The sequence below is a fragment of the Arthrobacter sp. P4_H3 genome (assembly GCF_056400885.1).
This window is the reverse complement of the sequence record NZ_JBFUKK010000015.1, coordinates 14,269-38,187: the sequence shown is the minus strand read 5'-3', so window position 1 is coordinate 38,187 and position 23,919 is coordinate 14,269. Positions and strand designations below refer to the sequence as shown.

Below are 23,919 nucleotides of genomic sequence, written 5' to 3'. Positions count from 1 at the left end.
AGCTAGTAATACGTATAACTGCCACGCCCGAGAAATCCTCTTCAGGCGGAGCGAAAGAGAAATTTTTCGTTGCGGCAACGGTGCCGCCGACGGACGCCCGCGTCGGGCCGGGATGGTGCGGCTCATGGCATCTCCTTAGGATGGGTCACTGACATGCGTTCAACGAGAGGGCAGTCCATCAGCTCGACCCGGCCATCGGGTTCCGCGTCCTGGAGGATCAGTTCAACCGCGCGCCGGCCCATGGCGACGAACGGCAAGTCGAGGGTGGTCAGGCCGGGGCGAAGGTGCGGCGCCAGGATTGCCTGGTTGTCGAAGCCCACGATGGATACGTCCCCGGGGATTGATAGCCGCAGGTCGGACACCGCTTGGTAGGCACCCCATGCACCGCGGTCGTTCGCACAGAAAATCGCGGTTGGTGGCGTGGTGGCAGTCAGCAGCTCCATCGCATACTTGTAGCCATCCTCCTCGCCGCCCCCGCCGAAGCGGACCAGGGCGGGGTCCACTTCCAGACCCGCGTCTTGAAGGGCCGCCGTGTAGCCCTGGTATCGGCCGACGGCTGCAGGCAGCCCGCTCTCCAGGGTCTCGATGTTAATCAGCCCTATCCGGCTGTGCCCTGCATCCAGCAGCCGGCGGGTAGCGGTGTAGCCGCCCTTCACTTCGTCGGGGGCAACGCTTGGGAGGCGGCCGGCGCGGTCCTGGGAGTTCAGCACCACTGCCCGGACACCCTCCAGGGCCTCCGGAACGTCCAACTGCCGGTGATACATGGCGGCGTAGACAACGCCCGCGACCTTGTAGGAGAGCATGGTGTCCAGGGATGCGGCCTCGAGCTCCCTATCTCCGCCGGTGTTCACCGTAAGCAGGAGGAGCCCGTCCTCCCATGCCCGCTGCTGCGCACCTTCAATGATTGCACCGGCAAAAGGAGAGGTGGCGACGGAATCGCCGATGAACCCGATCATGCCGGCCACGCCTTCGCGGAGAACCTTGGCGTGGGCGTTGGTGCGGTAGCCGAGTCGGTTCACAGCGTCCCGAACGCGCTTGCGGGTTTCCTCGGAGAATCGAGAGCCGGAGGCCGAATTCAGCACCAAAGACACGGTGGCCTGTGAAACGCCGGCAGCAGCAGCGACGTCGTGCATTGTCGGTCCTGACTTTGGCCGTGATCCAGCCATGGGCACCTCCTCGGGCCTGTAGTCGTTCGTGGGTTATTCGTATAACTGGATCAACTGTAGCGGGCGTCACATCGGGCGTCAATAGGGGCGAAGGCGTCCAGGGGAGACAGCGTCCGTGCCAGCTGGTTGACCTTCCAGCATCCTCTGGTCCCGACCGCCCCACGGGGTCGCTGGCGGACTCAGTGTGACGGTCAGGCGGGGCTCGGCAATTCGGAGTTTCGGGATTCTGTGAACGGCTCGGTTGTTCGGGCCGGTGGCGTACTGGCCTATTTCTTGTGGACGATGTAAATGGCGCCGGTCGTGACATCCTCTTCGAGCGCTTCGAGGGTCCGGCCCCGGGTTTCGGGGACCTGGGTGTAGATGAATATCAGCGCCAGGATGCCGACGATGCCGAACAGGAAGGAGGTCCCCGTGATGCCGACCGCCGCCACCAGCGACGGGAAGAACAGGCCGAGGAGGGCATTGGCGATCCACAGGCAGAAGATGGAGATACCGATCGCGAAGCCGCGGATGTGAAGCGGGAAGATCTCCGAGAGCATCACCCACACGGCGACGTTGAGGAACGTCTGCATCGAGCCCACGAAGGCAACCACCAGGAACAGGATCACGAACGGCCGGGCGGGGTCGCCGACCGGCAGGGCGATCGAGGCAATGCCGATAAGGAAGTGGCAGATCGTGGTCAGAATAAAGCCGGTGATCAGGGTGGTTCGGCGGTTGATGCGCTGCATCAGGGAGAGGCCGATCACTCCGCCGACGACGGCGATGACGCCCGGGGCGATGTTGGCGATAAGCGCGGCGCCCGAGTCGAAACCCGCCTCGATGAGTACGGACTGGCCGTAGTACATGATCGAATTGATTCCGGTGAGCTGCTGAGCAACGCCCAGGCCGATCCCGACGAGCAGGATGCGCAGGATCCACTTGTTCTTCAGCGCACCCCAGCCGGACAGGTTCATCTGCTCTTCCTCTTCGGTGAGGTGCTTGACGTCGGCCATTTCCGCGGCGGCACGCTCGGGCGAACGGATTGTGGAGAGAACATCCAGGGCGTCCTGGGTGCGGTGCTTGGAGATGAGCCAGCGTGGGGACTCAGGCATCCGAAGCATGCCGACGAACAAGGCAATGGCGGGCAGCGCGGCGACGGCGAGCATGATGCGCCAGACCCCGGGGTGTTCGCCCCAGATGTTGCCAATGATCGCGTTGACGACGAACGCCGCGAGCTGGCCGATAACGATCATGAGCTCGTTGCGGCCAGCGAGCGAGCCGCGGATCTCGTAGGGGGCGAGCTCGGCGAGGTACACCGGGACTACCGAGGACGCTCCGCCGACGGCGAGGCCGAGGATGACGCGGCCGACGACCATGACCTCGAAGTTCGGTGCGAACACGCAGGTCAGGGCGCCGACGAGGAACAGGACTGCCAGGAGGATGATCGTCTTTCGACGCCCCCAGGTGTCGGAAAGGCGGCCGCTTCCCACTGCGCCCGCTGCGGCGCCAAAGAGCAGGGAGCTTGTAACGACTCCCTCCGTGAGCGCGGTCAGGCCGAGTTCGGCGGTCATCGGTCGCAGTGCGCCGTTGATAACACCAGTGTCATAGCCGAACAGCAGGCCACCGAAAGTGGCAACCAGAGCAACCATGCCAAGGCGCTTACGGTGAGGCCCGTCAGTCAAAGGCGGGAGCGGGGCCGGTCTGGACGTTCCGCTGTGCACACTTGCAGTAGCCATCAGGACTCCTTTGTCAGGGTTTTTGCGGTCGATGTGTTCCGCGTCTCAGCAATACTAACGCGCGAAAGATTTAAATGTAAGGTCAAACTGTCAAACTTTCTAAACTTTGTGTTCATGCAAGGATGGAAAGGTGAATCACGCAACCCCTCCGCACCGCGCCCGGCCGGTGACGCAGGAGGATGTTGCCCGGGCTGTGGGGGTTTCCCGAACGCTCGTTTCGTTCGCGTTCCGTGGCGCCCCTGGCGTCAGCGCCGAAATGAGGCAGACAATCCTTGAGGCCGCCACACAACTTGGGTATAGGCACAATGCAGTAGCCGCCGACCTCGCAAGCAAGCGCGCGTCGGCCATCGGGCTCTTCCTCCTCGACCTCCGAAACGAGGTTTACACGGACATATTCCAAGGTGTGCGGGAGGCGGTCGGTGAAGCCCGGAACCGGCTCATCCTTAGCGTTTCGCACTCCACCGGCGGGATAGATCGGGAACCCGTCAATTCCCTCATCGAGGCTCGTGTGGGCATCATCATCGCCGCGACTTTCCTCGACACCGATGCCCGGGTGCGGGAGCTGGCAGCCTCCGTTCCCGTGGTTAATGTCGCCCGGCGGGTCGCCGGCGTTGATAGCGTCTATTCGGATGACCGGGCAGGCGCAGCGGCGGCGACGGATCACCTGATTGGTCTGGGGCACGCACGGATTGCCCACGTGACGGCTACGGCGTACGAGGGACACGAGGAGCGACGCCGTTCATATGGAGCCACCATGCACAAAGCCGGACTTACTCCCGAGGTTGTCACCGCAGACAACTACACACAGCAGGCGGCAGAGCGGGCGGCAGCCGTTTTGCTGAACAGGCAGGACCGCCCCACGGCGGTATTTGCGCACAATGACGAAATGGCGCTCGGCGTCCGCGAAGCAGCCTACGCCGCAGGTCTCTCCGTGCCTGAGGATCTCTCCATCGTTGGCTACGACAATTCCAGAATCTCCCAACTCCACGGCATCGACCTGACCTCGGTGGACCTGCAGGCTCGCGAACTAGGCCGGGCCGCCGGCGCTGCTGCCCTCAATCGACTGGCCTCCCCGGACGCCCCCACAGTGGATGAAAGCAGCACGCCGCGCCTCATCGTCCGAAACTCCACCGCGCGGCGGTAACGGGTGGGTGCGTTTGCTCTCCTTTTCCGCCGTCATCCGTCGATTGGCGCGGGCTCTGGCGCGGGCTGCCCCCGGTCCTATGATCCGCGGGACGTCAGGCGTAATCTGGACGGAATTCACGTTTAGGAATAGCCGAAACAGGAAGGCGGTACATGCGGGCGTGAGCCTCAGGGACGAGTGGGACCGACTCGACACAGAGACACGGACATGGCTTCTGGAGAATCCGGGATGCCTCACCGTGCCCAGTGCCATGTCGGCCAAAATCAAGAAGGACGCACACGGCGACCTTGCGAGTGACCCGCACGGGCAGGTTGTACTCTCACGGGCCGACCACGATTTCATCCGCGAGAAAGCGGAAGCCGCCGGTACGATCCGCGTCCCCGCCGCGGACGAATACCAGTTCTTCGACACGGCAACATTGCCCGTTGTCAGGGAAACGCCGCATGGAAGGCATGCCGCGGCTTCGCCGGATGAGGCTTCGTAAACGCAGTTCGCTGACGGCCGTTCTGAGTACCTCCGGGATTCAGGAGACTTCACAGCGCCTTATGGCCTCACGTCCAGGGGCCGCGCAACCGCAGGACCTGCCATGACCTCCATCGAATCCGTTACCCTGGAAGCGCCTGACCCCGCGGCCGCAACCGCCTTCTACGCCTCCGCCTTCGGACTGGGCACGCACGTGCGCGTTGCGAGCCGCGGATGATCCCACGAGCGGCTTCCGCGGGTTCACCCTGTCGCTCATAGTGTCGCAGCCGTCGACTGTCAGCAGCCTGATCGGTACCGGATAACGACTATCGTTCGGCGGCACTTTTCCCTGGGCAACGCAGCCCCTTGAACGTCTGAACGCTCCAGGGATAGCATTGCCGGCACGGGCGTCGGCGGCGCACCGGAACAGCGGGGTGCCGGCCAGCGGCTCGGGGGTAGCTTGGCCCGACCCGGCCGGTAACCGGCAGTCTCCTGCCAAGGGCCCAGCGGACACTGACGTCGATCAAATCGAGGAGACGGCCATGAGCGAGACAACTGCAGCGGCGTTATCAGCGGACCTGATGGTCGACCTGATTATCTCCCTGGACGGGTATGCTTCGGCCGAGGGATGGCCCGGCTGGTGGGGTCTGGAGGGGCCGGAATACCTGGCTTGGCTTGGGCAGGAGGGGGAGAAGGGCTACACATTCCTTTTCGGGGCGAACACGTATCGGCTGATGTCCAGCATGTCCGAGGAGGCCGCGGCCGGAGACTCGGGATTCTCCGATAACGAAGGGGCCAGCCTGACCGGTCTTGCCGCCGTCCCCAAGGTCGTCTTCTCCTCCACCCTGCAGGCGCCCTTGACGTGGCCGAATTCGAAGCTGGTCACCGGTGACGCGGTTGAGGCCGTGACGCAGATGAAACGGACGGGGACCGGGCCCTTGAGCACCCTGGGCAGCCTCAGCCTCTGCCGGTCGCTGCTGGCCGCCGGGCTCGTGGACAGGTTCCGGGTGGTCGTCTTCCCGGTGATCACGGGCCGTACCGGGCGGGAGCGGATCTACGACGGCTATCCGGATGTCAAACTGGAGATGGTCGAGAGTAGGACTTTCGATGGTCGGCTCCAGTTGCTGGAGTACGTCCCCACCGTGCTCAGCGGTCCGCCGGGCAGCGGCCCGACGTGAGTCAATACCTGAGCTTCTGACTGGCCACGTTCGGGCACCATTCCGCTTTTCAGGCTGTGCCAACTCAGACGGCGCCCGCCCCTCCAGATCGCACGACCATCCTGGAGCCCGCCGGGGCCTTGACCTTCCCGTTGCGTAAACCTTTAGAGTCGGTTTGTCAGGCCGGAGGAACGGGGAGGAGGAACGTATGGACTGGTCGATTCAACAGATCGCAAGGATCGCCGGCACCACAAGCCGGACGCTGCGGCACTATGACGACATCGGCCTGCTGAAGCCGAGCCGGATTGCCCATAACGGCTACCGGCACTACGACCAGGAGGCACTGGTCCAGCTTCAGCGGATCCTGCTGCTGCGCGAGCTGGGACTTGGTCTGCCGGTGATCGCCGAAGTGCTTGGCAACGAGTCGGACGCCGGCAAGGCCTTGGACGGCCATCTGAAGTGGCTTTGGCAGGAACAGGACAGGCTGAACCGACAGATCGTGTCGGTCCAGCGCACCATCGAGGCAGTGAAAGGCGGTGGAGAACTCATGGCAGAGAACATGTTCGACGGCTTTGACCACACCCAGTACAAGGACGAAGTGGAGCAACGCTGGGGCAAGGATGCTTACGCCAGCAGCGACGCCTGGTGGCGGGGAATGGACGCGGCGGAAAAGGCGGCCTGGAAGCACCGCTCGCAACAGCTCGGCAGCGACTGGATCGCCGCAGCCGGCGCGGGCATCGCGGCAGACAGCGCCGAGGCCCAGGACCTTGCGCGACGGCAGGTCGAATGGCTCCGGGGGATCCCAGGGACGCCGGCGGCGGCGGCGGCGCCGGGCGGTGACGTGAAGGGTTACGTGATCGGCCTCGGCGAAATGTACGTCGCCGATCCGCGGTTCAGCGCAACCTATGGCGGCGAATCCGGGGCCGGTTTCGTCCGGGACGCCCTGCGCGTCTACGCGGAAGCGAACCTGTAGCCCAACCCGGTGGACGGCTGCGCTGAGGGGGTCAGCGTGGCCGTCGCAGAACCTGGCATCCCCGGGGAATCATGTCAAGATGCCCGCCTAGGGTGGATCGTGGAATCATTTGGTTTTGCCCGGATGGCGGGTTGGGGTTTGGTGCCCTGTTTCGCGGTGGTCAGCGTCAGGAGTTCGGCGCTGAGTGCCTGGATCTGACGTTGGATGGCGGCCGGGTTCAGGGGCTTGTTTTCCCGCCGTAGCCGCGTCTTCACGTCCCGGGAGACGGTGTGGGTGTCGGCCAGAACGCGTTGGAACGGAGTCGCGGGCCGGTCGTAGGTCTTGCTGATCTTCGCTCCGGTCCGGACCTTCGCCAGGAGCTTCTGCTGTGGCGCGAAATGATTCGTCAGCAGCCGCTGGAGCGCCCAGATCCGGTTCAACAATTCCAGCTCGGCGGCGGTGTCGTACCGGTGGTAGCCGACGGTCTGGCGCACGATGTGCCAGTTTTTCTGTTCCACATGCGCCCCGTCGTTCTTGTTCCCGGAGCGGGACCGGGTGAACGTCAGGTTCTCCTGCTCGCACCAGCTCAGCAGTTCCCAGTTGATGAACTCCGAGCCGTTATCGGAATCGATGCCGAGGATCGGGAACGGGAACGCCCTGGTCGCGTCCTTGATGGCGGCAAAGACCCATTTCCGGGCTTTGTTCCTGACCGACCGCGTTTCGGTCCAGCCGGTGGCAATGTCAGTGATATCCAAGGTGAAACAGAACTCGCCCCTGCTGTTGCCGCCCTCGTGGCCGACCAGATCGATCTCGACGAACCCGGGCACCGCGTCGTCCCACTCGGCCCAGGTCCGCATCGGGATGGAGTCTTTCAGCAGTGTCCCGGGCTTGGTGTGGGACCGGCCCCGGGGATCGAGTTTTGCCCGGTCCGGCTTGAGCCGGCGGTCAATGGTCGCCGGCGCGATGGCCAGCAACTGCGCCGCCGTGGTGTCCTCGATCTGCAGCTCCCTGAGCCGGCGCAGGCGCGGCACCAGGTCCGGCAGGGCGGCCGCGAGCAGCCGCCCGCACGGGGTCCCCTGCACCGCCCAGCAGAACCGTAACGCCTCGATCACCGGCTCCCCGTAGAGCGGAGGCCGCGGCGCCCGGGACCGGACAGGCTTCAGCACCAGCGCCAGCCGCAGCGCCTTCCGGGCATGGTCCCGGTGCCAGCCCGTCGTCGCGCACAGCTCGTCCAGAACCAGTTTCTTCGCCGCCCGGTCCGAGCGGGCATAGCGGGTGGCAATCGCCTTGGTGACGGCCCTGCGTTCACTCATCGAAAGCTCCATGGCTCGCAGTGCCGAAGGGGCGGATACCACCCCGGCGGACACGCCGCTACGCGGGCATCCTCAGATGATTCCTCGAATACCGCTACGCGGGCATCTTTGATGAGTCAACGCGGCATCTTGACATGGCCTACTGCCGCGAGCACGCTGATAGCGCTAGGCGCGTCCCGGCAGGCGCTGAACGGACACCAGCCAGTGCCTGCCGAACTCCTTTCCCGGAAAATCTGATCGAGCCTCCGGACGAACAGTTGTTATCGCTCCACCTTGAGGAGGGCAAAAATGCCCGCAGTTACTGTCAAGACCCTTGAGTCGAAGTCATTCAATGAACCCGACGAAAAGCGCCGACCGCCGAAGACTGAGGTTGACGTGGTCACGGTCGGGGACACCACCCTGGGCCGGTTCACATTTGAACCCGGCTGGCGGTGGTCTGAGACCGTCAAGACCGTGGTTCACACCGACAGCTGCCAGAATAACCACCTGGGGTTCTGCACCAGCGGAACGTTAACAGTGGAGATGGAAGACGGAACGCGTGCCACGGTTCGTGCCGGCGACGCTTATGCAATTCCTGCCGGGCATGATGCCTGGGTAGAAGGTGATGAGACGTTCGTTGGCTACGAAGTCATGAGTGCGGCCGCCTACGCTAAGCCTGCCTAGCCCCCGAATAACCAAGACGCGGGCACCGGCCGGCTGTTGGCCGGTGCTCGCGTCTTGTAAACGTCCGCAAAGGCATGGTCATACTCGCTTGAGCGGGAGCCTCGGCGATGTGGGCTGTACGGGCGCGAGCGTGAGCGCGGACATTCCTACTTTAGGTTCTGTCGGCGCACCATCTCGTTGATCCAGATGGGCGCGAACGGCGACGTGCAGTTCGGGGGAGTCGGGTAGTCCTTGAGCACCTCCAGGCGCTCACCGACGTCGATTGCGCGGGCGCGGTGCTCGTGATGTTCGATCCCGATCTGGGCCAGACAATGGTTCATCGCCCACTGCAGCCGATCAGGGGCATCCTTCATCTCCGCCTCGATGACGTCGAGCAGTCCCGCGAGGTCGAGGCCCTTCGGGTTCTTCGCCACACGTTCGGTGGTCAGCGCCCAGCCCGCACTCGCGACCACTGGATCCGGATCGGCGGACCAGGCCAGGCGCAGCTCTTCCGCGTGCGGGGTCTTTTTCACCACATAGTTCACGAGCCAGTCGTGCACCTTGGGGGTGCGCGCCGCGCGCAGCATGGCGTCCAACTCGTCGCGCTCGAACGCCTTCGGGCGGCAGATCAGGAGCGCCAGCAGCATCGCCGGGGTGTAGTCCGTTTCCCAGAGCTGGCGCGCGAGTTCCTGCTGCGTTTTCAGCCGCTTCGCCAGCGCACGCAGCTTGCCGAGGTTCACACCGTGATCGTCGCCGTGTTTCTCGTTCACGTCGCGTGTCTTCGGGTCCTCGAGCCCGGCCAGCTCGGCCATCACCTCGGTCAGCACCGTATCGGTCCGCGTCATTTCGGCCACCTCAGCCCCCTGTCCATTAGGTGTGGGATTCAGCCTAGTAGGAAGGCACAAACGGATGCCGCCTCTACCGGAAGGATTTCTAGCGACGTTCGTTAGGCACCGCCCTTCCATAGTCGCCTCACAGGGGTTTATGGACCTGTTCTCAAGGTGCGGCGTCATGATCGGGTCATGAGGCTTTGGACAAAGACCGTCGTTCGTGCACTTGCAGCCGCGGCGGTTGTTCTCTCGGCTGCGGCCAGCGCTGCCGGGATGGACCAGATGGCAAATACAAAAGTGGCGAATACGGCCTCAGCCGCCATCCCGGCAGCAGGTGCTAGCCAGCCAACGCTGCGCCATCTGGTCATTCGTGGCCTCGCTGAGGGAGGCCTTCCTGGCGGATTCCCATACGACGAACCGCGTGAAGAAAGATACGACGAGAACTATCAGGAAACACTTCAAATTGGGCCGGCCACCCCGGCATAACACGGGATCTGCCTGGATGAATAGGGGCGGGCGCGCCAGGACTTAAGCAGCATTCCCAGCAAACCCCAAGGTTCAGCCGGGCATAATGGATCGAAGCTTCGGTCAACCGCTATTTGACCGGAGCTTCGCCAATTGAGGGGTGCGGCGGCCTTGAACCCGCGGAACGGCGCTCCATTACCTGACCGGCTGCAAGCGGCAGAATTCTCCATTTTTGTCACTTATGCGATCCTTTTTTGCCGGGAAATCCACCGGAAGAATAGATATCCCAGCCGGACGATCCGCCGGCGCAAGTCCCCGTCTTAGACCATGGATTAGGAGTTCGGTTTTAAGGAATCAGGACCGAGGTAAACTAGCATTCGGTCCTGATTCCTTTGTTCAATTCCTATCGAGGAGCGCGTCGTTGCAGGTTTTCCCTAGTGGGCTGCTTCGTAGCGCGCCATCACGTCAGCCTGCACGCGGCCACGGCTGCTGATTGCTATGCCGTTTTCAATCGCCCAGGCACGGACAGCCTTGGTGTCGTTGCCGCCGCTGCCGGCGCCGGGGTTCCGTGCCGGTCGGGCGCGTCCGGCTGTCTTGCGCGCGACGGAGGTGTACTTGTTCATTGCCCCGCGCAGTTCATTGGCGTGGGCATCATTGAGATCAATCTCATATTCCGTGCCGTCGATAGAGAAATTGATTGTTTCAATCGCTTCAGAACCGTCAAGATCATCCTCAAGCGTGGTTATTACTCGTTTTGCCATGCCCGACAGGTTATCACTTATTGCGGAAGACAAATCCGGTATCGGTATTGCCTAATTCCAGAAATCGGGCAGTGAATTTCGGCTGGGGAATTAGGGTCTTGAATGGTTTCGTGGGCGTCAGCGCCAGAACTCCGTGAGCTGCCCGGCAAGGGCCCTGCCTTGCTCGTAGCCGGCCCGGGCCGCGGGCGGACGCAGCGACAGATCCATCGCATTGACGCCGAACAGGTGCTCGGAGTTGCTGTCCGGGAAGATCGTCTCGACTCTGCTGCCGCGCGCGCGTAGCTCGTCGACCTGCGCTGCGAGATGCGTGCCCCAGTCCACCGGTGCCAGTGATCTGCCGCCGAAGGGTGACAGCACCAGCACCCGCCCGTATCCGGCTGCCAGATCGGCATTCTCGGCGTTGGACCGGTAACCGCCGTCGATGTATCGCTTGTCCCCAATCGCGTAGGGAAGGCCACTGGCACAGCTGGCGGCGACGGCGTCCGCCAGGTCGATTCCGCTGTGGCGGTCGAACACAACCGGTTCACCGGTATGGGCATTGACCGCCGTGATGAGCACTGTTCGTTGTGGCCAGCCCTGACTGGGCAGCCGCGAGGCGACGGTGGCGCGCCACTGTGTTTGCCAGGAGCCGTCCGACGCCGCATCCATGTCGAGTGCCGCCGCGCCCATCCTGCGGCGCATGTCAGCCGCATCCTCGGCGGAGGCGATGATTTTGGTTATCCTCTCCAGATGGTCCGTCACCGGCCTGATCGGAACGCGTCCGCGGTCGGATCCGACCGGACCCGTAAGTTGCTGGGGGGCGGCGGCAACGATGGCGGCAAGCAGCTGAGTCGTGGTGGCTCCAGCTATCTGGGCAGCGGCCGTCGACCCGGCTGACGTCCCGATGGTCAGATCGGCTGTGGTCACGTCCAGCCCGGCATCGAAGAGTCCTGCGATGACGCCGATCAGCCACGCATTGCCTGTCGAGCCGCCGCCACCGAGGACCAACGCTCGCCCGCCCGCGGCGCGTAACGGCTTTGTGGCGTCGACCTCCGGCTGATCCTTGTCGACCCCCGGCAGGTCGGAGGCCGTCGTCGAAATGGAGTGCAAAGGTGAAGAAGGTGTTGTGTTCATGGGAGTCGCCTTTCGCGAATTGCCTGGTGAGGCGCTCCCGGTGGCGACTAGCTCAGTCGCGCGATCGTGGACTGCGGGGGAGCACCCATTGCGGATACTGCGTTCATGGGACTCACCTCCTGCGGATAGATCACGATCGCTAAAACGCTAGCACCCGGCGGTGCGAGTGCGCAATCGGCCAGGCCGGGTGCCGTGTCGCTGCCGAACACGGCGGCTGCCGAAAGTGTCGGCCGAGCGAGGCCGCGCCGTCCGACCGGGATGTTTGTATAATCGATGGAGTAAAGCTCCTGTTCCTTGAGTCCAGGGACGGGGGCCACCGCAGCGGCGATCGGTATCACGCTGTCCCGACCGACAAGATCAGGAAGCGAAGCATGCTCACACATTCAGCACTGCAGGGACAAACTGCAGCTTCAATGGCACGGAGCCGGCCTGGCGTCTGCGTCCGTGCCGCTGCCAAAGTGTTGCTTGTGGGATTGACCATGGTGGGCATCTCGCTGACCGGATGTGCCGCGCCGGACACAGGGCCCCTATCCGGCGCGGGCACGCCCTCGCAGAGTCCCACCGCGGCGTGTCCGCGAGTCGACGAAATGCCTGATCCGCAACAATGCGCCGCCTACAACCCTGACGCCGCAATGAGGGAGAACGAACGCTACCGCGAACAGCGTACGATCAGCGCGCGGACCCGTGCGCTGCTCGATGTCTACGTCGAACCCGCACGGACGGCTCTCGAATCGCTGCAGCAGCCTGCCACCGTGTCCGATGTCAGGAAGGCCCTGGGGTCAGTCGGCCTCGATGAACGAGAAGTCCAAGCTGTTGATGACGGCATCGGCATCCGCTTCGGGGCCGCGGCGAATGGCGGATGCCTCACCGGCGTCGTCAGTCAGGACGGCACCGCCACTATCTCCACGGGAGGGTCGATACTGGACGGCGGCTGCTTGGCGATGAGCGGACACTGAGGAAGAGTAGCCGGAGCCTCGGCTGACCAGGCCTGAAGTACGTGGCCGCTGATCAGGTCAAGCGGGCGACGCTTCGGCGGGTGGGCCGCAGGATTGCTCCGTCGGAAAAGAGCCCCGGAGTGGCCTGCTGGATCCGTTGGACATCCTCAAAAACGCCTCGCAGGTGCAGGCGGAGGGAGCTGTCGGCGTCCGTCAGGTTGTTGGCTTCAAGGGCGTCCACCACTGCGGTGTGTTGCTGGATCAGCGTTGCGATGGGCCTCGCTTCCAGCAGGCTCAGACGCCGTGCGCGGTCGAGGTGCGCTTTGGCGGAGTTGACGGCTGCCCAGGCGGATTCATGCCCTGCAAGCCGGAGGAGTTCGCGGTGGAAATCCTCGTCCAGCCGGAAGAACTCCTCAACGTCGCTGTTGGCGTCAGCTTCCGTTTGGCCGTGGAGTATCACGCGAAGTCCCGCAATGCCGGCACTGTCGACAGCGAGGTCGCGCAGGGACGCACATTCGATGGCCTCGCGAACGAACTGCGCTTCTGAGACCCGTCCGAGGTCCACGAGCGAGACGAAGGAACCAATCTGCGGGTAGACCTGGACGAGTCCCTCTTCCCTGAGCAGGATCAGGCTCTCGCGCACGGGGGTGCGGCTGACGCCCAGTTCCTGCGCGAGCTCGTTCTCCGAGAGCGGTTCACCCGGGGGGAGCTGCAGGGAAATGATGCGACGCCGCAGTGTTTCCAAGGTCTGGTCACGCACGGACAGCCGTGGCGACTGTCCCTTGCCATGTTTATCGGAGGCCATGTCCTCAGTCTATTCCCTTGACACACTAGAATGGTAGTTCTTGTATGGTAGTAGTCAGCGGGCCGCCGGTTATATCGAACGAACACCGGTCGGCATCTTCCGTTCTAGCTTTTCCCTTCATTTTCGTCGCCTGCAAAGGAGCAACTGATGAGCGCCAGCACCGCAGCGCCGACATACGATTTGAAGAAGGTCCGCAAGACTGCGGGTGCCTCCTTCATCGGGACAATGGCTGAGTATTACGACTTCTTCATCTACGGAACAGCCTCAGCCCTCGTCTTCAACAAGATCTTCTTCCCGGAGATCGATCCCCTCCTCGGTACACTCGCCGCCTTCTCGACATACGCCGTGGGATTCTTCGCCCGTCCACTCGGCGGAATTGTCTGGGGACATATCGGGGACAGGATCGGCCGCAAGAAGGCTCTCATCTGGACGCTACTCATCACCGGGCTCGGGACCTTCGCCATCGGACTCATGCCGACGTACGAAACCATCGGTTTGTGGGCCGCGGTCATCCTCGTCTTCGTCAGACTCCTCCAGGGGTTCGGAGTCGGCGGCGAGCAGGGTGGTGCCGTCCTGTTGACGGCGGAGGCTGCTCCGCCGAACCGGCGCGGATTCTTCGCCAGCCTGGTCCAGATGGGTTCTCCGGCCGCCTACCTTGTGCCCTCCGCACTCTTTGCTTTCCTGACCACACAGCTCTCCGAAGAGCAGTTCCTCGCCTGGGGGTGGCGGATTCCCTTCCTGTTGAGCATCGTTGTCGTCGCCATCGGCCTCTGGATCCGGCTCCGGATTGATGAATCCGAAGTGTTCAAGGAAGTGAAGGAGAACGCAAAGTCCCAGCAGGCACCCGTCAAGGTTGTCTTCCGGGAAAGCCGCCGCGAGGTCTTCCTCGGGATGGGCTCCAAGTTTGTCGAAGCCGCCGTTTTCCCCTTCTACACCGTCTTCCTGGTTGCCTACTCCAAGCACCTCGGAAATGACTCCGCCTTCGTGCTGCAGGCCATCATCATCGCCATCCTTGTAGAGCTGGTCATGATCCCGGTCTGGGGCTGGCTGACGGACAAGATCGGCCGCAAGAAAGTCTTCCTTGGCGCTGCAATCCTCAACCTTGTCCTCATCTGGCCGGCCTTCGCTGCCATCGCCAGCGGCGACACCCTTCCCATCGTGGCCATCCTCGTTGCCGGCCTGGCGCTGGGACACGCAGGAACGTACGCTCCGCAGGCATCCTTCTACCCGGAGCTCTTCCCGGTCCGGGGCCGTTACACCGGCGTCTCGATCGTCTGGCAGTTCGGCGCCATGATCGCCAGCGGGCCGTTCACGGTCGTCGCTACTGCGTTGCTCGTCGCTGGGGGAGGATCGATTACGGGAGTTGCAATCTACGTCTCAGCCCTGATTTTGGTGAGCGTTGTGTGCCTGGCGCTCCTGCCGGAAACGGCGCCGGGACAGCGCGGCGGCAAGGAATACGCGGAATGGCACGCCCACGACAGCGTTGCGGCCGTCGCCGATGCCAACCACAGCCACACCTCTCAAAAGTAGAAGGACCAGCCAGTGAAGATCACCGACGCACGGGTAGTGGTTTCGTCGCCAGGACGGAACTACGTCACGCTCGTAATCGAAACCGAGGACGGGATAACCGGCATCGGCGACGCCACCCTCAACGGCCGCGAACTGGCGGTCGCGTCCTACCTTTCCGAGCACCTCTGCCCGCTGCTGATCGGCCGGGACGCACGGCGCATCGAGGACGCGTGGCAGTACTTCTACAAGGGCGCCTACTGGCGCCGCGGGCCGGTGACCATGACGGCGATCGCCGCGATCGACGTCGCACTCTGGGACATCAAGGGCAAGGCCGCCGGCATGCCGGTCTACGAACTCCTCGGCGGTGCCGCCCGCGAGGGCGTGATGGTCTACGGCCACGCCAGCGGATCCACCCTGGAGGACCTCAGCGCCGACTTCCAGCACCACCAGGACCTCGGTTACAAGGCCATCCGGGTCCAGGCAGCGGTCCCCGGCCTGGAGAAGACCTACGGCATCGCACCGGTGGACGGCAAAACGTATGAACCTGCCAGCGGCAACGTGCCACAGGAGGACATGTGGGAGACCACGTCGTACCTGGACTTCGCGCCCAAGATGATGGCGCACGTGCGCGAACGGTTCGGCTACGGCGTGCACGTCCTGCACGACGTCCACCACCGTTTGACGCCGATCGAGGCCGGCCGGCTGGGCGCGTCCCTGGAACAGTACCGCCCGTTCTGGATTGAGGACCCCACCCCTGCCGAGGACCAGTCCGCGTTCCGCCTGATCCGCCAGCACACCACCACGCCCATCGCCGTGGGCGAGGTGTTCAACTCAATCTGGGACTGCCAGCAGCTGATCACCGAGCGGCTGATCGACTATATCCGGACCTCCGTATCGCATGCCGGCGGCATCACCCACCTGCGGCGGATCTTCTCCCTGGCCGACCTGTACGGAATCCGCTCCGGTTCCCACGGTGCCGGTGATCTCTCGCCGGTCTCGTTCGCCGCGGCCTTGCATGTGGACATGAGCATCCCCAATTTCGGCGTCCAGGAGTACATGGGCCACCGCGATCCCGCCAACGAGGTCTTCAAGGCTTCCTACACCTTCAAAGACGGTTACATGCACCCCGGGGAAGCTCCCGGGCTCGGCGTGGAATTCAACGAGGAGGCCGCCGCCGCCTTCCCGTTCGAACCCAAATACCTGCCGATCAACCGCCGCCTGGACGGGTCGGTGCACGACTGGTGAACGACGCAACGCAAAGGAACCACAGCCAGCCGTTCGACGTCGTCGTGATGGGTGAAATCCTGCTGGAGGTGGCCACCGACCTCCCCTTCGGCCACGGTGTTCCGGCCCAGCTGGGGATCTCCGGCGACGCTCTCAACGTCGCCGCTGCCGCCGCGGCGGCCGGTGCGCGTGTTGGGCTGCTGTCCGTACTGCCCGACGACGAACTCGGCCAGGCGATCGCCGCCAGGATCCGGGAACTCGGCATTTCCCCTGACCTGTTGAAGTTCAGGACGGGGCAGCAAGGGGTATATCTGGTGCACTCCGACCCGGAGGGTCAGCGCGAGTTCTCCTACGCCCGCACGGGAAGCGTGGGCTCCACTCTTTCCGTGGAGGACGTTGACGCCGCGGTCTTCTCAACAGCCAAGGCGGTGATCGCCGGCGGGATTGCCTGCGCCATCTCACCTTCTTCCCGGGCCGCGGTCCTCAAGGCGTCGGCACTGTCCCGCCGCTTCATTTTCGATCCCAACTTCCGGCCGCGGTTGGCGAGCGCAGAGGAGGCGGCTGCCCTGCTCGCTGAACTGGCCCCGCGGGCCTTCCTGGTCACCCCGTCCTTTCCCGGGGAAACCTCCGCACTGTTGGACTCCGCCACGCCAAAGGAAGCGGCCGACAAGCTCCGCGGCCTCGGGGCGGCGAACGTGGCCGTGACCTGCGGGGCAGACGGAATCCAGCTCGAAGGCGATCAACTCTCGTCCTGGGTCCAGGCCATTCCGGCGCCCTCGGTGGTGGACCAGACCGGAGCGGGCGACGCCTTCGTCGGCACCCTGACCGCCAGGCTGGTCCTCGGCGACAGCCTCCCCGTAGCGGCCAGGTACGGTGCGGCCGCCGCGTCGCTGGTGGTCGGCGGCAAGGGCGGCACGGGGCTGATCCCTACCTTCGAACAAACCAATGCCCACGCCCACCGGGCCGCTGAAGGAGAACTGACATCGCACGCCTAAGCAACGCCACACTTGCGACGCTCGGAACCCACCAGCCCCTGTTTCCCCGCGATGACCTGCGTCCCGGAATCGTGCACCTTGGACTGGGCGCCTTTGCCCGCGCCCACACGGCCGTGCTGACCGAAAACGCCATGCGGTCCTCCGGTGATTTCGGATGGGGGATCACCGGTGTAACCCAGCGTTCCGACGCGGTGGCGCGCCAGCTGGCGCCCCAGGACGGTCTCTTCACAGTCACCGAACGCGGAAGCGGCGCTGCGCCGGTCAGAGTCGTGTCGAGCATCGTTGAGGCTCTTTCCGGGCGGGACTACCCTGACACGGTGACAGAACGCATTGCCGCGCCTTCGACGTCGGTGGTCACGTTGACCGTCACGGAGAAGGGCTACCGGATCGATCCGCGCACCGGGACGCTCAACACCGCCGATGACCAGGTGCAGGCCGACCTGGCCGGGCGGGCGCCGCAGACCTCCATCGGACAGATCGCCCGGGGCATCCAGCGGCGCGCCCGTGCCGACGCCGGACCCCTCACCGTGGTCTCGTGCGACAACCTTCCAGGCAACGGTGAGCTCACCCGGAATCTCGTGCATGCCTTCGCTGCCGCCCTGCCTGCCAAGGAAGCCGATCCGCTGCTGTCATGGCTCACGGCGAACGTGTCCTTCCCGAGCACGATGGTGGACCGGATGGTGCCGGCAACCACGGCGGGTGACCTTGACGCCGTCGAACGCGAACTGGGCTTCCGGGACGAGGCTGCCGTGGTGGCCGAACCGTTCCTGCAGTGGGTGATCGAGGACAACTTCACTTCGCGCCGCCCCCGCTGGGAAGACGCCGGGGCGCTCTTCAGCTCCGAGGTAGCCGCCTGGGAAGCGGCCAAACTGCGCCTGCTCAACGCCAGCCATTCCATGCTGGCGTACCTGGGGCTGGCAACGGGAAAGGCCACCATCAGCGACGCCGTGGGGGAGGACGCGTTCCGTACCGCGTGTAGCCGCATGATGGCGGAGGACGCCCTCCCCACGATCAGCCTTCCAGCCGGGATGGACGGCGCAACGTACTGCGCGCAGGTGCTCAGCCGTTTCGCAAATCCCGCGCTGGGACACACCACGGACAAAGTGGGAAGCGACGGGTCGCAGAAGATCGGGCTGCGGCTGTTGACCACGGTCCGCGGGAGCCTGGACGCCGGCCGCGAGCCCCGGTGGGCCGCCCTGGCTGTGGCGGCCTGGATGCACCGCGTTGCCTCCACCCCCGCAGCGGAGCTGAACGATCCACTGGCGCAGGATCTCAACGACCTCCTGCCGGCGACGCGCACAGCGGCAACCGTGGTCCCGGCGCTCCTCGGCTGCCGCAGCATCTTCGACGGCGGACTAGCGGCACACCGGGGGTTCGCCGACCTCCTCATCCACTGGTACCGCGTCATCGACACCCACGGGCTGGACGGCCTGAGAAATGAGATCAACCATGGCTGATGCCACCGGCCTCCTGCGCGTTTCACCTGTCATACCGGTCGTGACCATCGATGACCCCCGCGACGCTGTTCCCGTCGCCCGGGCACTGGCCGACGGCGGCGTCGGCATCATCGAACTCACCCTGCGGACGGAGAAGGCCCTCACCTCGCTTAAACTCATTGCGGACGAGGTGCCGGACATCCTGGTCGGTGCCGGTACTGTCCTCACTCCGGCCCAGGCCGATGCCGCCGTGGCCGCCGGAGCCCAGTTCCTGGTCAGCCCCGGCGTCACCCCTTCCCTGTTGGAGCATATGCTGACGCTCAGGGTGCCCCTCCTGCCGGGTGTTGCCACCGTAGGCGAGGTCATGCAGGTCCTGGAGCGCGGGCTGACCGCCATGAAGTTCTTCCCTGCCGGACCAGCGGGCGGTCCGGAGTACCTCGCCGCGATCGGCGCACCCATCCCGCAGGTCCAGTTCTGCCCGACAGGTGGCGTCAGCCTTGGCTCAGCAGCCACATATCTCGCGTTGCCGAACGTCTCCTGCGTGGGCGGCAGCTGGCTCACACCGCGTGGGGCCATCGAAAACGAGGACTGGCAGCAGATCACCAGGCTCGCGCGTGAAGCTGCTGGACTGACGTCGGCCCTCGGCTAACCGCCGTTCTGGACGGCGGCAGCGGGACGCTGACTATTAAGTCAGTCTTTTGCGCCGAGACGGAGTTCCATGAAAACGCTGTTTGGATCGAGGGCGTAGCCGGCAAAGGGTGGGCATTCGGTGAATCCGTTGCGGGCATACAGGCGCCGTGCGGGAGCGAAATACTCCCCGGTTCCCGTCTCAAGATAGATGCGCCCATAGTTCCGGCTCCGGGCTTCGTCCAGGATGTGCCTGAGCACGAGGGTAGCGACGCCGCGCCCCCGCGCATTTGCCGTGGTGCGCATGGACTTGATTTCGCCGTGCGTCTCGGAGCTGTGCGGAGAATTGGGGATTTTCAGCGCGCCACACCCCAGGAGCTCGCCTTCCTCTCGGGCGGTCCAAAAAGTGATCGACGGTCCGGACAACGCTGAATGGTCCAGCGCGTGCACACTTTCGGCCGGCGTGGTCGCAAACATGTCCGCCAGGTGCTCGCTCAGGAGTTGGTGGACGTCCCTGCGTGCGGGGTCATCGTGGGCTATGTGAATCATCGCCTCTAATTTACTGGTCCAACCAGCTGAGCCGAAAGTCAGGCGGTGCGCGCCGGACGGTTCTACTCGGCGGACGGCCGCTGTCGTTGCCGTTTCGTCGCGGCCCGCTGTTCTTTTGCGGCCAGGCGACGGCGGTTCGAGCCCCGGGTGGGTTTCGTTGGCCGGCGGGGAGCTGCTTCGGGAGCGAGACCCTCCGCCACGAGAACGGCGAGCTTGGCCAGGGCGATTTCGCGATTGCGCAGCTGCGAGCGCTGCTCGGAGGCGGTCACGGTGATTACCCCGGCGATGAGTCGCCGTCCCAGACGCCTGAGCAGCATCAGCCGCTGGCCGTCCGAAAGCACCGCGGAGTCGCCAACGTTCCACGAAAGCTCCACGCGGCTGTCCGAGGTATTGACGTGTTGACCGCCAGGCCCGGACGAACGCGAGAACCGCCAGCCGAGTTCCGACGCGGGAATCGTGAGGGCAGGCGAGACTTCCAGATCCATGCCACCAGCGTTGCACGATATGGCGGGGATTCCCTACCCCCACCGGTTCGCCAACAGCGCTGCTATTCCGTCGGGTCTGAGCCAGTGGCTTCAATCGACCGGCTGAGACCGTCAAGAATGAGCTCGAGCCCGAAGCCGAACTCATCCCCGAAATCATAGCCGGGCTTGAGCACGTGTTCCATGGCAATCTCCACCATGTGTGGGTATTCGCCGGTCGAAAAGCGCTCAAGGATCGGCGTCGTGATCTCGGCGGCGGTGTCACGGCCGTCAAACGGCAGGGCGGCTTCCTGAAGGGCGAATCCGTAGATGTAGCTGTCGAGCAGGGCGTAGGCGTGGGCTGTCAACTGAACGGAAAAGCCCGCTGCCCTTAGTGTGCCCAGGGTTGCGTCGTGATGGCGCAGTGTCGCCGCGCCGGGGGAGGTGCGGCTTTCGAGCAGCCCGACCGCCCACGGGTGGCGTTTGAGCGCTTCGCGCATCCCGTGCGCCCTAAGGGTCATTTCCTCCCGCCAGTCGCCCGCGGGGGAAGGCAGTTCGATTTCGCCGAAAACGAGGTCCACGATGCCGTCCAGGATCTCGTCCTTGTTGGCCACGTAGTAGTAGAGCGACATGGGCTTGGTGCCCATTCGCTGGGCCAGCGAGCGGATGGTGAGCGCGGCGATTCCCGACTCATCGGCGAGGGCCAAGGCACATTCGAGCACTCTCTCCTGGCTGAGTGGAAGTCGCTTTTGGGGGACTGGCGGCGTAGTGGCGGGCACTGAAACTCCTTGGCCATAGCGGTTTAGTACATTGTACGATACTCTTTTTGGTACAGCGTACGAATGCGTGTGCTGCCTACTCCAAAATGTTTGAAAGGAACGGCCATGACCTCTGGTCAGCAAGCTCAGGAGACTCCTCGTTCGGGCGGTCCGGAAGCGCCGGAGGTGCTCATGCGGGCCATCGTGCAGGAGGCCTATGGCTCGGCTGATGTCCTGCACATGGCCAGGATTCCCAAGCCGACGATTGCAGATAACGAAGTGCTGGTCCGGGTCCACGCGGCAGGACTGGACCGGGGGACCTGGCATGTCACCACGGGCCTGCCCTACGCGCTGCGTCTGGCCTACGGCATCCGCGCCCCCAAAGGCCCTGTTCCGGGGCTGGATTTGGCCGGCACCGTGACGGCCGTTGGGCCGGCCGTCACCCGGTTCGGCGCCGGGGACCAGGTCTTCGGCGTCGGGAAGGGCCCCTTCGCCGAGTATGCCCGTGCCCGCGAAAGCCAGCTCGCCCGCAAACCGGCGAACATCAGTTTCGAACAGGCCTCGGTGGTCCCGGTGTCCGCGTGCACCGCCCTGCAGGCCCTCCGCACCGCCGGACAAATAACGCCAGGGCAAAAGGTGCTGGTCCTTGGCGCCTCAGGCGGGGTCGGCAGTTACGCCGTGCAGCTCGCGAAGGCGGCAGGGGCCGTGGTCACCGGCGTCTGCAGTACTGCCAAGATGGACCTGGTGCGCACCCTTGGCGCCGACCACGTCATCGACTACACCAGGCAGGACTTCGCCGACGGGGCCGAGCACTACGACCTGATCCTGGACATCGCCGGCAACCCCACCCTGTCACGCCTCCGCCGGGCGCTCACCCCCACCGGCACGGCCGTCATCACGGGCGGCGAGGAAGGCGGGTCCTGGACGGGCAGCATGGACAGGCAGTTGCGCGCGCTCGCACTGTCCCCGTTCATCCGTCAGCGGCTGACCATGGTCTTTGGCACAGAAGGTTCAGCTGACCTCGAACACCTCGCCGGACTCCTGGAGGAGGGAACCCTTGTGCCCGCCATCGACCGCACTTACCCGCTGGAGCGGGTGCCCGACGCCATGCGCTATTTCGACGCCGGAAAGGCGCGCGGGAAAATCGCGATCACCATCTAAGCGGACACCCCACTTTGTAGGACCAGCGTGCGCTGCACCACAGCGGCCAACGCCCGAGTAGTCTGTTTCCCCAACGCCAAGCTGAGTATATTGGCACCAATGGATGCCCTGCGGAACCAATGCCGGCAGGAGCTTCCAGCTTAGGCTCAGCGTGTGAACGTTTGGGAAATGAGGATCAGATGTCCCACCCAATTCCGCAGGGGGCCAGCCCCCGTCTGTATAACGAGGACCTGGCACCGGCCGAGCACCGCACGTGGGGTTTTTATTCGCTGTTTGCGATGTGGATGTCGGACATTCATTCGCTCGGCGGGTATACCTTCGCTGCCGGCCTCTTCGCGTTGGGCCTCGGTGCTTGGCAGGTGTTCCTTGCGCTGGTGGCGGGGATCCTCATTGTTTTTGTCCTGATGAACTTCTCCGGATATGCAGGCCAGAAGACGGGAGTTCCCTACCCCGTGCTGGCCCGGGTTTCATTTGGAACTTTCGGCGCCAACCTGCCCGCCCTGCTTCGTGCCCTCGTCGCGATCGCCTGGTATGGCATCCAGACATGGCTGGCCTCCCGTGCGGTCATCATCATCGCCCTCAAGATCTGGCCTGACCTTCGAGGCCTGACTGAGAACAATTTCCTCGGCGAGTCCACCCTGGGCTGGCTGGCGTTCGTGTTGATGTGGTCGCTCCAGCTTCTTTTGCTTCGAAACGGTATGGAGACCATCCGGAGGTTCCAGGACTGGGCCGGTCCGGCCGTCTGGGCAGTGATGGGCCTGTTGGTCGTTTACATCCTGATCAACGCGGGTTGGAATATTTCCCTCGACCTGCCCGGCGGGCAGGCCAAATGGGGTGTCACGCACGCCTTTTTCGCCGCCGTGGCGCTGACGGTGACGTACTTCTCCACCCTGATGCTCAACTTCTGCGACTTTTCCCGATTCGCACCATCCCGCAAAGCAGTGCGCACGGCGAACCTATGGGGGCTTCCAGTCAATTTCATCGCGTTCTCCGTGGTCTCGGTCGTTGTCACCGCCGGAACCTTCAAGGTGTACGGGGAGTACATCTACGACCCGGTAGAGATCGTTGGGCGGATCGACAATATCTGGGCGCTCCTGCTGGGCGCAGTCACCTTCGCTGTCGCAACGCTGGGAATCAACGTCGTGGCAAACTTCGTCTCGCCGGCCTACGACCTCGCGAACGCCTGGCCGTCGCGGATCGATTTCAAGCGCGGCGGCCTGATCGCCGCGATGATCGCACTGATCATTACGCCCTGGAACCTGTTCAACAGCCCCGTCGTGATCAACCTTTTCCTTGGAGGACTGGGAGCGCTGCTCGGGCCGCTGTTCGGGATCATTATGGTGGACTACTACGTGCTCCGGAAGCAGCGCGTGCTGGTTCGGGACCTGTTCAGGGAACAGGGGTACTACACGTATACAGGAGGCTGGAACCAGAAAGCGGTCATCTCGTTTCTCGTCTCGGCCGTCCCGGCGGTGGTCTTCGCCCTGGTTCCCGTATTCGGCGCCTTCTCGGCGTTCTCCTGGTTCATCGGAGCAACCGGGGCGGCCACGGTGCACTACGTCATCTCGCGCAACGACACGAGCCTGGCCGAATCCATCACCGCCGCTGCCGCCGAAGAAGCCGACCCGGGCGCACCCTGGACACAGGTTCCGCAGACGAGATGAGCCAAAGGCGGCCGGCGGCTGGGTGCACAGTCCCACGTCAGATCGACGGCCCGTGAGTATGCCCCCGAGCACGGC

Annotated in this window: 23 protein-coding genes; 13 read left to right on the top strand and 10 right to left on the bottom strand. The window is 64.2% G+C overall.

The window, feature by feature from the left end:
* Positions 1-122 precede the first annotated feature (122 nt).
* Together AC1DRE_RS18125 and AC1DRE_RS18120 are read right to left on the bottom strand one after the other, a co-directional pair.
* The gene (locus tag AC1DRE_RS18125) at positions 123-1,166 is read right to left on the bottom strand and encodes a LacI family DNA-binding transcriptional regulator (protein ID WP_476985908.1); all 1,044 of its coding nucleotides are present in this window, start codon (positions 1,164-1,166) and stop codon (positions 123-125) included.
* A 266-nt stretch (positions 1,167-1,432) separates the two neighbouring features.
* Positions 1,433-2,881: a sugar porter family MFS transporter gene (locus AC1DRE_RS18120; RefSeq protein ID WP_476985907.1), complete on the bottom strand. Its 1,449-nt coding sequence runs from the start codon at positions 2,879-2,881 to the stop codon at positions 1,433-1,435.
* Positions 2,882-3,011: 130 nt separating this feature from the next.
* Between AC1DRE_RS18120 and AC1DRE_RS18115 the strand changes: the two genes are divergently transcribed.
* From AC1DRE_RS18115 to AC1DRE_RS18100, 4 genes are all read left to right on the top strand, one after another.
* A complete protein-coding gene (locus AC1DRE_RS18115; RefSeq protein WP_476985906.1) occupies positions 3,012-4,025 on the top strand; it encodes a LacI family DNA-binding transcriptional regulator in 1,014 nt (337 codons plus the stop codon).
* Positions 4,026-4,275: 250 nt separating this feature from the next.
* Complete coding sequence (locus AC1DRE_RS18110) at positions 4,276-4,509, top strand: hypothetical protein (RefSeq protein ID WP_476985905.1); 234 nt, start codon at positions 4,276-4,278, stop codon at positions 4,507-4,509.
* Between the two features lie 520 nt (positions 4,510-5,029).
* Positions 5,030-5,665 (top strand): dihydrofolate reductase family protein, encoded by a 636-nt coding sequence (locus AC1DRE_RS18105; protein WP_476985904.1) that lies wholly within the window; start codon positions 5,030-5,032, stop codon positions 5,663-5,665.
* A gap of 187 nt (positions 5,666-5,852) precedes the next feature.
* Positions 5,853-6,617 (top strand): MerR family transcriptional regulator, encoded by a 765-nt coding sequence (locus tag AC1DRE_RS18100; RefSeq protein ID WP_476985903.1) that lies wholly within the window; start codon positions 5,853-5,855, stop codon positions 6,615-6,617.
* A 74-nt stretch (positions 6,618-6,691) separates the two neighbouring features.
* Here the strand turns inward: AC1DRE_RS18100 and AC1DRE_RS18095 are convergent, their stop codons facing one another.
* Entirely contained in the window at positions 6,692-7,909 is a 1,218-nt protein-coding gene (locus tag AC1DRE_RS18095; RefSeq protein WP_476985902.1) for a DDE-type integrase/transposase/recombinase, read from the bottom strand.
* A gap of 288 nt (positions 7,910-8,197) precedes the next feature.
* Here AC1DRE_RS18095 and AC1DRE_RS18090 point away from each other — a divergent pair, with 288 nt between their 5' ends.
* Positions 8,198-8,572: a cupin domain-containing protein gene (locus AC1DRE_RS18090; RefSeq protein WP_476985901.1), complete on the top strand. Its 375-nt coding sequence runs from the start codon at positions 8,198-8,200 to the stop codon at positions 8,570-8,572.
* Positions 8,573-8,718: 146 nt separating this feature from the next.
* Here the strand turns inward: AC1DRE_RS18090 and AC1DRE_RS18085 are convergent, their stop codons facing one another.
* The 3 genes from AC1DRE_RS18085 to AC1DRE_RS18075 form a co-directional block, all read right to left on the bottom strand.
* A complete protein-coding gene (locus AC1DRE_RS18085) occupies positions 8,719-9,396 on the bottom strand; it encodes a DNA alkylation repair protein (RefSeq protein WP_476985900.1) in 678 nt (225 codons plus the stop codon).
* Between the two features lie 884 nt (positions 9,397-10,280).
* Positions 10,281-10,607 carry a histone-like nucleoid-structuring protein Lsr2 gene (locus tag AC1DRE_RS18080; protein ID WP_476985899.1) on the bottom strand — a complete coding sequence of 109 codons (327 nt, stop codon included), beginning with the start codon at positions 10,605-10,607 and terminating at the stop codon, positions 10,281-10,283.
* A gap of 117 nt (positions 10,608-10,724) precedes the next feature.
* Positions 10,725-11,720, bottom strand: coding sequence for a patatin-like phospholipase family protein (locus tag AC1DRE_RS18075; RefSeq protein ID WP_476985898.1), 996 nt, complete (start codon positions 11,718-11,720; stop codon positions 10,725-10,727).
* Between the two features lie 587 nt (positions 11,721-12,307).
* Here AC1DRE_RS18075 and AC1DRE_RS18070 point away from each other — a divergent pair.
* Positions 12,308-12,676, top strand: a complete 369-nt coding sequence (locus tag AC1DRE_RS18070; protein ID WP_476985897.1) for a hypothetical protein — start codon at positions 12,308-12,310, stop codon at positions 12,674-12,676.
* 52 nt (positions 12,677-12,728) lie between these two features.
* Here AC1DRE_RS18070 and AC1DRE_RS18065 read toward each other — a convergent pair whose 3' ends face one another.
* Positions 12,729-13,460, bottom strand: a complete 732-nt coding sequence (locus AC1DRE_RS18065) for a GntR family transcriptional regulator (protein ID WP_476985896.1) — start codon at positions 13,458-13,460, stop codon at positions 12,729-12,731.
* A 147-nt stretch (positions 13,461-13,607) separates the two neighbouring features.
* Here AC1DRE_RS18065 and AC1DRE_RS18060 point away from each other — a divergent pair, with 147 nt between their 5' ends.
* From AC1DRE_RS18060 to eda, 5 genes are all read left to right on the top strand, one after another.
* Positions 13,608-14,990: an MFS transporter gene (locus AC1DRE_RS18060; protein ID WP_476985895.1), complete on the top strand. Its 1,383-nt coding sequence runs from the start codon at positions 13,608-13,610 to the stop codon at positions 14,988-14,990.
* 12 nt (positions 14,991-15,002) lie between these two features.
* Positions 15,003-16,214, top strand: a complete 1,212-nt coding sequence (manD, locus tag AC1DRE_RS18055; protein WP_476985894.1) for a D-mannonate dehydratase ManD — start codon at positions 15,003-15,005, stop codon at positions 16,212-16,214.
* Between the two features lie 47 nt (positions 16,215-16,261).
* A complete protein-coding gene (locus AC1DRE_RS18050; protein WP_476985968.1) occupies positions 16,262-17,188 on the top strand; it encodes a PfkB family carbohydrate kinase in 927 nt (308 codons plus the stop codon).
* Positions 17,189-17,259: 71 nt separating this feature from the next.
* The gene (locus AC1DRE_RS18045) at positions 17,260-18,645 is read left to right on the top strand and encodes a mannitol dehydrogenase family protein (RefSeq protein ID WP_476985893.1); all 1,386 of its coding nucleotides are present in this window, start codon (positions 17,260-17,262) and stop codon (positions 18,643-18,645) included.
* Positions 18,638-19,273 (top strand): bifunctional 4-hydroxy-2-oxoglutarate aldolase/2-dehydro-3-deoxy-phosphogluconate aldolase, encoded by a 636-nt coding sequence (gene eda, locus AC1DRE_RS18040; protein ID WP_476985892.1) that lies wholly within the window; start codon positions 18,638-18,640, stop codon positions 19,271-19,273. The genes AC1DRE_RS18045 and eda overlap by 8 nt, the downstream gene beginning before the upstream one ends.
* Positions 19,274-19,314: 41 nt before the next feature.
* On the opposite strand, the gene AC1DRE_RS18035 is transcribed toward eda, so the two are convergent.
* The 3 genes from AC1DRE_RS18035 to AC1DRE_RS18025 form a co-directional block, all read right to left on the bottom strand.
* Positions 19,315-19,800 carry a GNAT family N-acetyltransferase gene (locus tag AC1DRE_RS18035; protein WP_476985891.1) on the bottom strand — a complete coding sequence of 162 codons (486 nt, stop codon included), beginning with the start codon at positions 19,798-19,800 and terminating at the stop codon, positions 19,315-19,317.
* 62 nt (positions 19,801-19,862) lie between these two features.
* Entirely contained in the window at positions 19,863-20,285 is a 423-nt protein-coding gene (arfB, locus tag AC1DRE_RS18030) for an alternative ribosome rescue aminoacyl-tRNA hydrolase ArfB (protein ID WP_476985890.1), read from the bottom strand.
* A gap of 62 nt (positions 20,286-20,347) precedes the next feature.
* Positions 20,348-20,983: a TetR/AcrR family transcriptional regulator C-terminal domain-containing protein gene (locus AC1DRE_RS18025; protein ID WP_476985889.1), complete on the bottom strand. Its 636-nt coding sequence runs from the start codon at positions 20,981-20,983 to the stop codon at positions 20,348-20,350.
* A gap of 162 nt (positions 20,984-21,145) precedes the next feature.
* Here AC1DRE_RS18025 and AC1DRE_RS18020 point away from each other — a divergent pair, with 162 nt between their 5' ends.
* Both AC1DRE_RS18020 and AC1DRE_RS18015 read left to right on the top strand, forming a co-directional pair.
* The gene (locus AC1DRE_RS18020; protein ID WP_476985888.1) at positions 21,146-22,180 is read left to right on the top strand and encodes an NAD(P)-dependent alcohol dehydrogenase; all 1,035 of its coding nucleotides are present in this window, start codon (positions 21,146-21,148) and stop codon (positions 22,178-22,180) included.
* 179 nt (positions 22,181-22,359) lie between these two features.
* Positions 22,360-23,844, top strand: coding sequence for an NCS1 family nucleobase:cation symporter-1 (locus AC1DRE_RS18015; RefSeq protein ID WP_476985887.1), 1,485 nt, complete (start codon positions 22,360-22,362; stop codon positions 23,842-23,844).
* Positions 23,845-23,919: the final 75 nt, after the last annotated feature.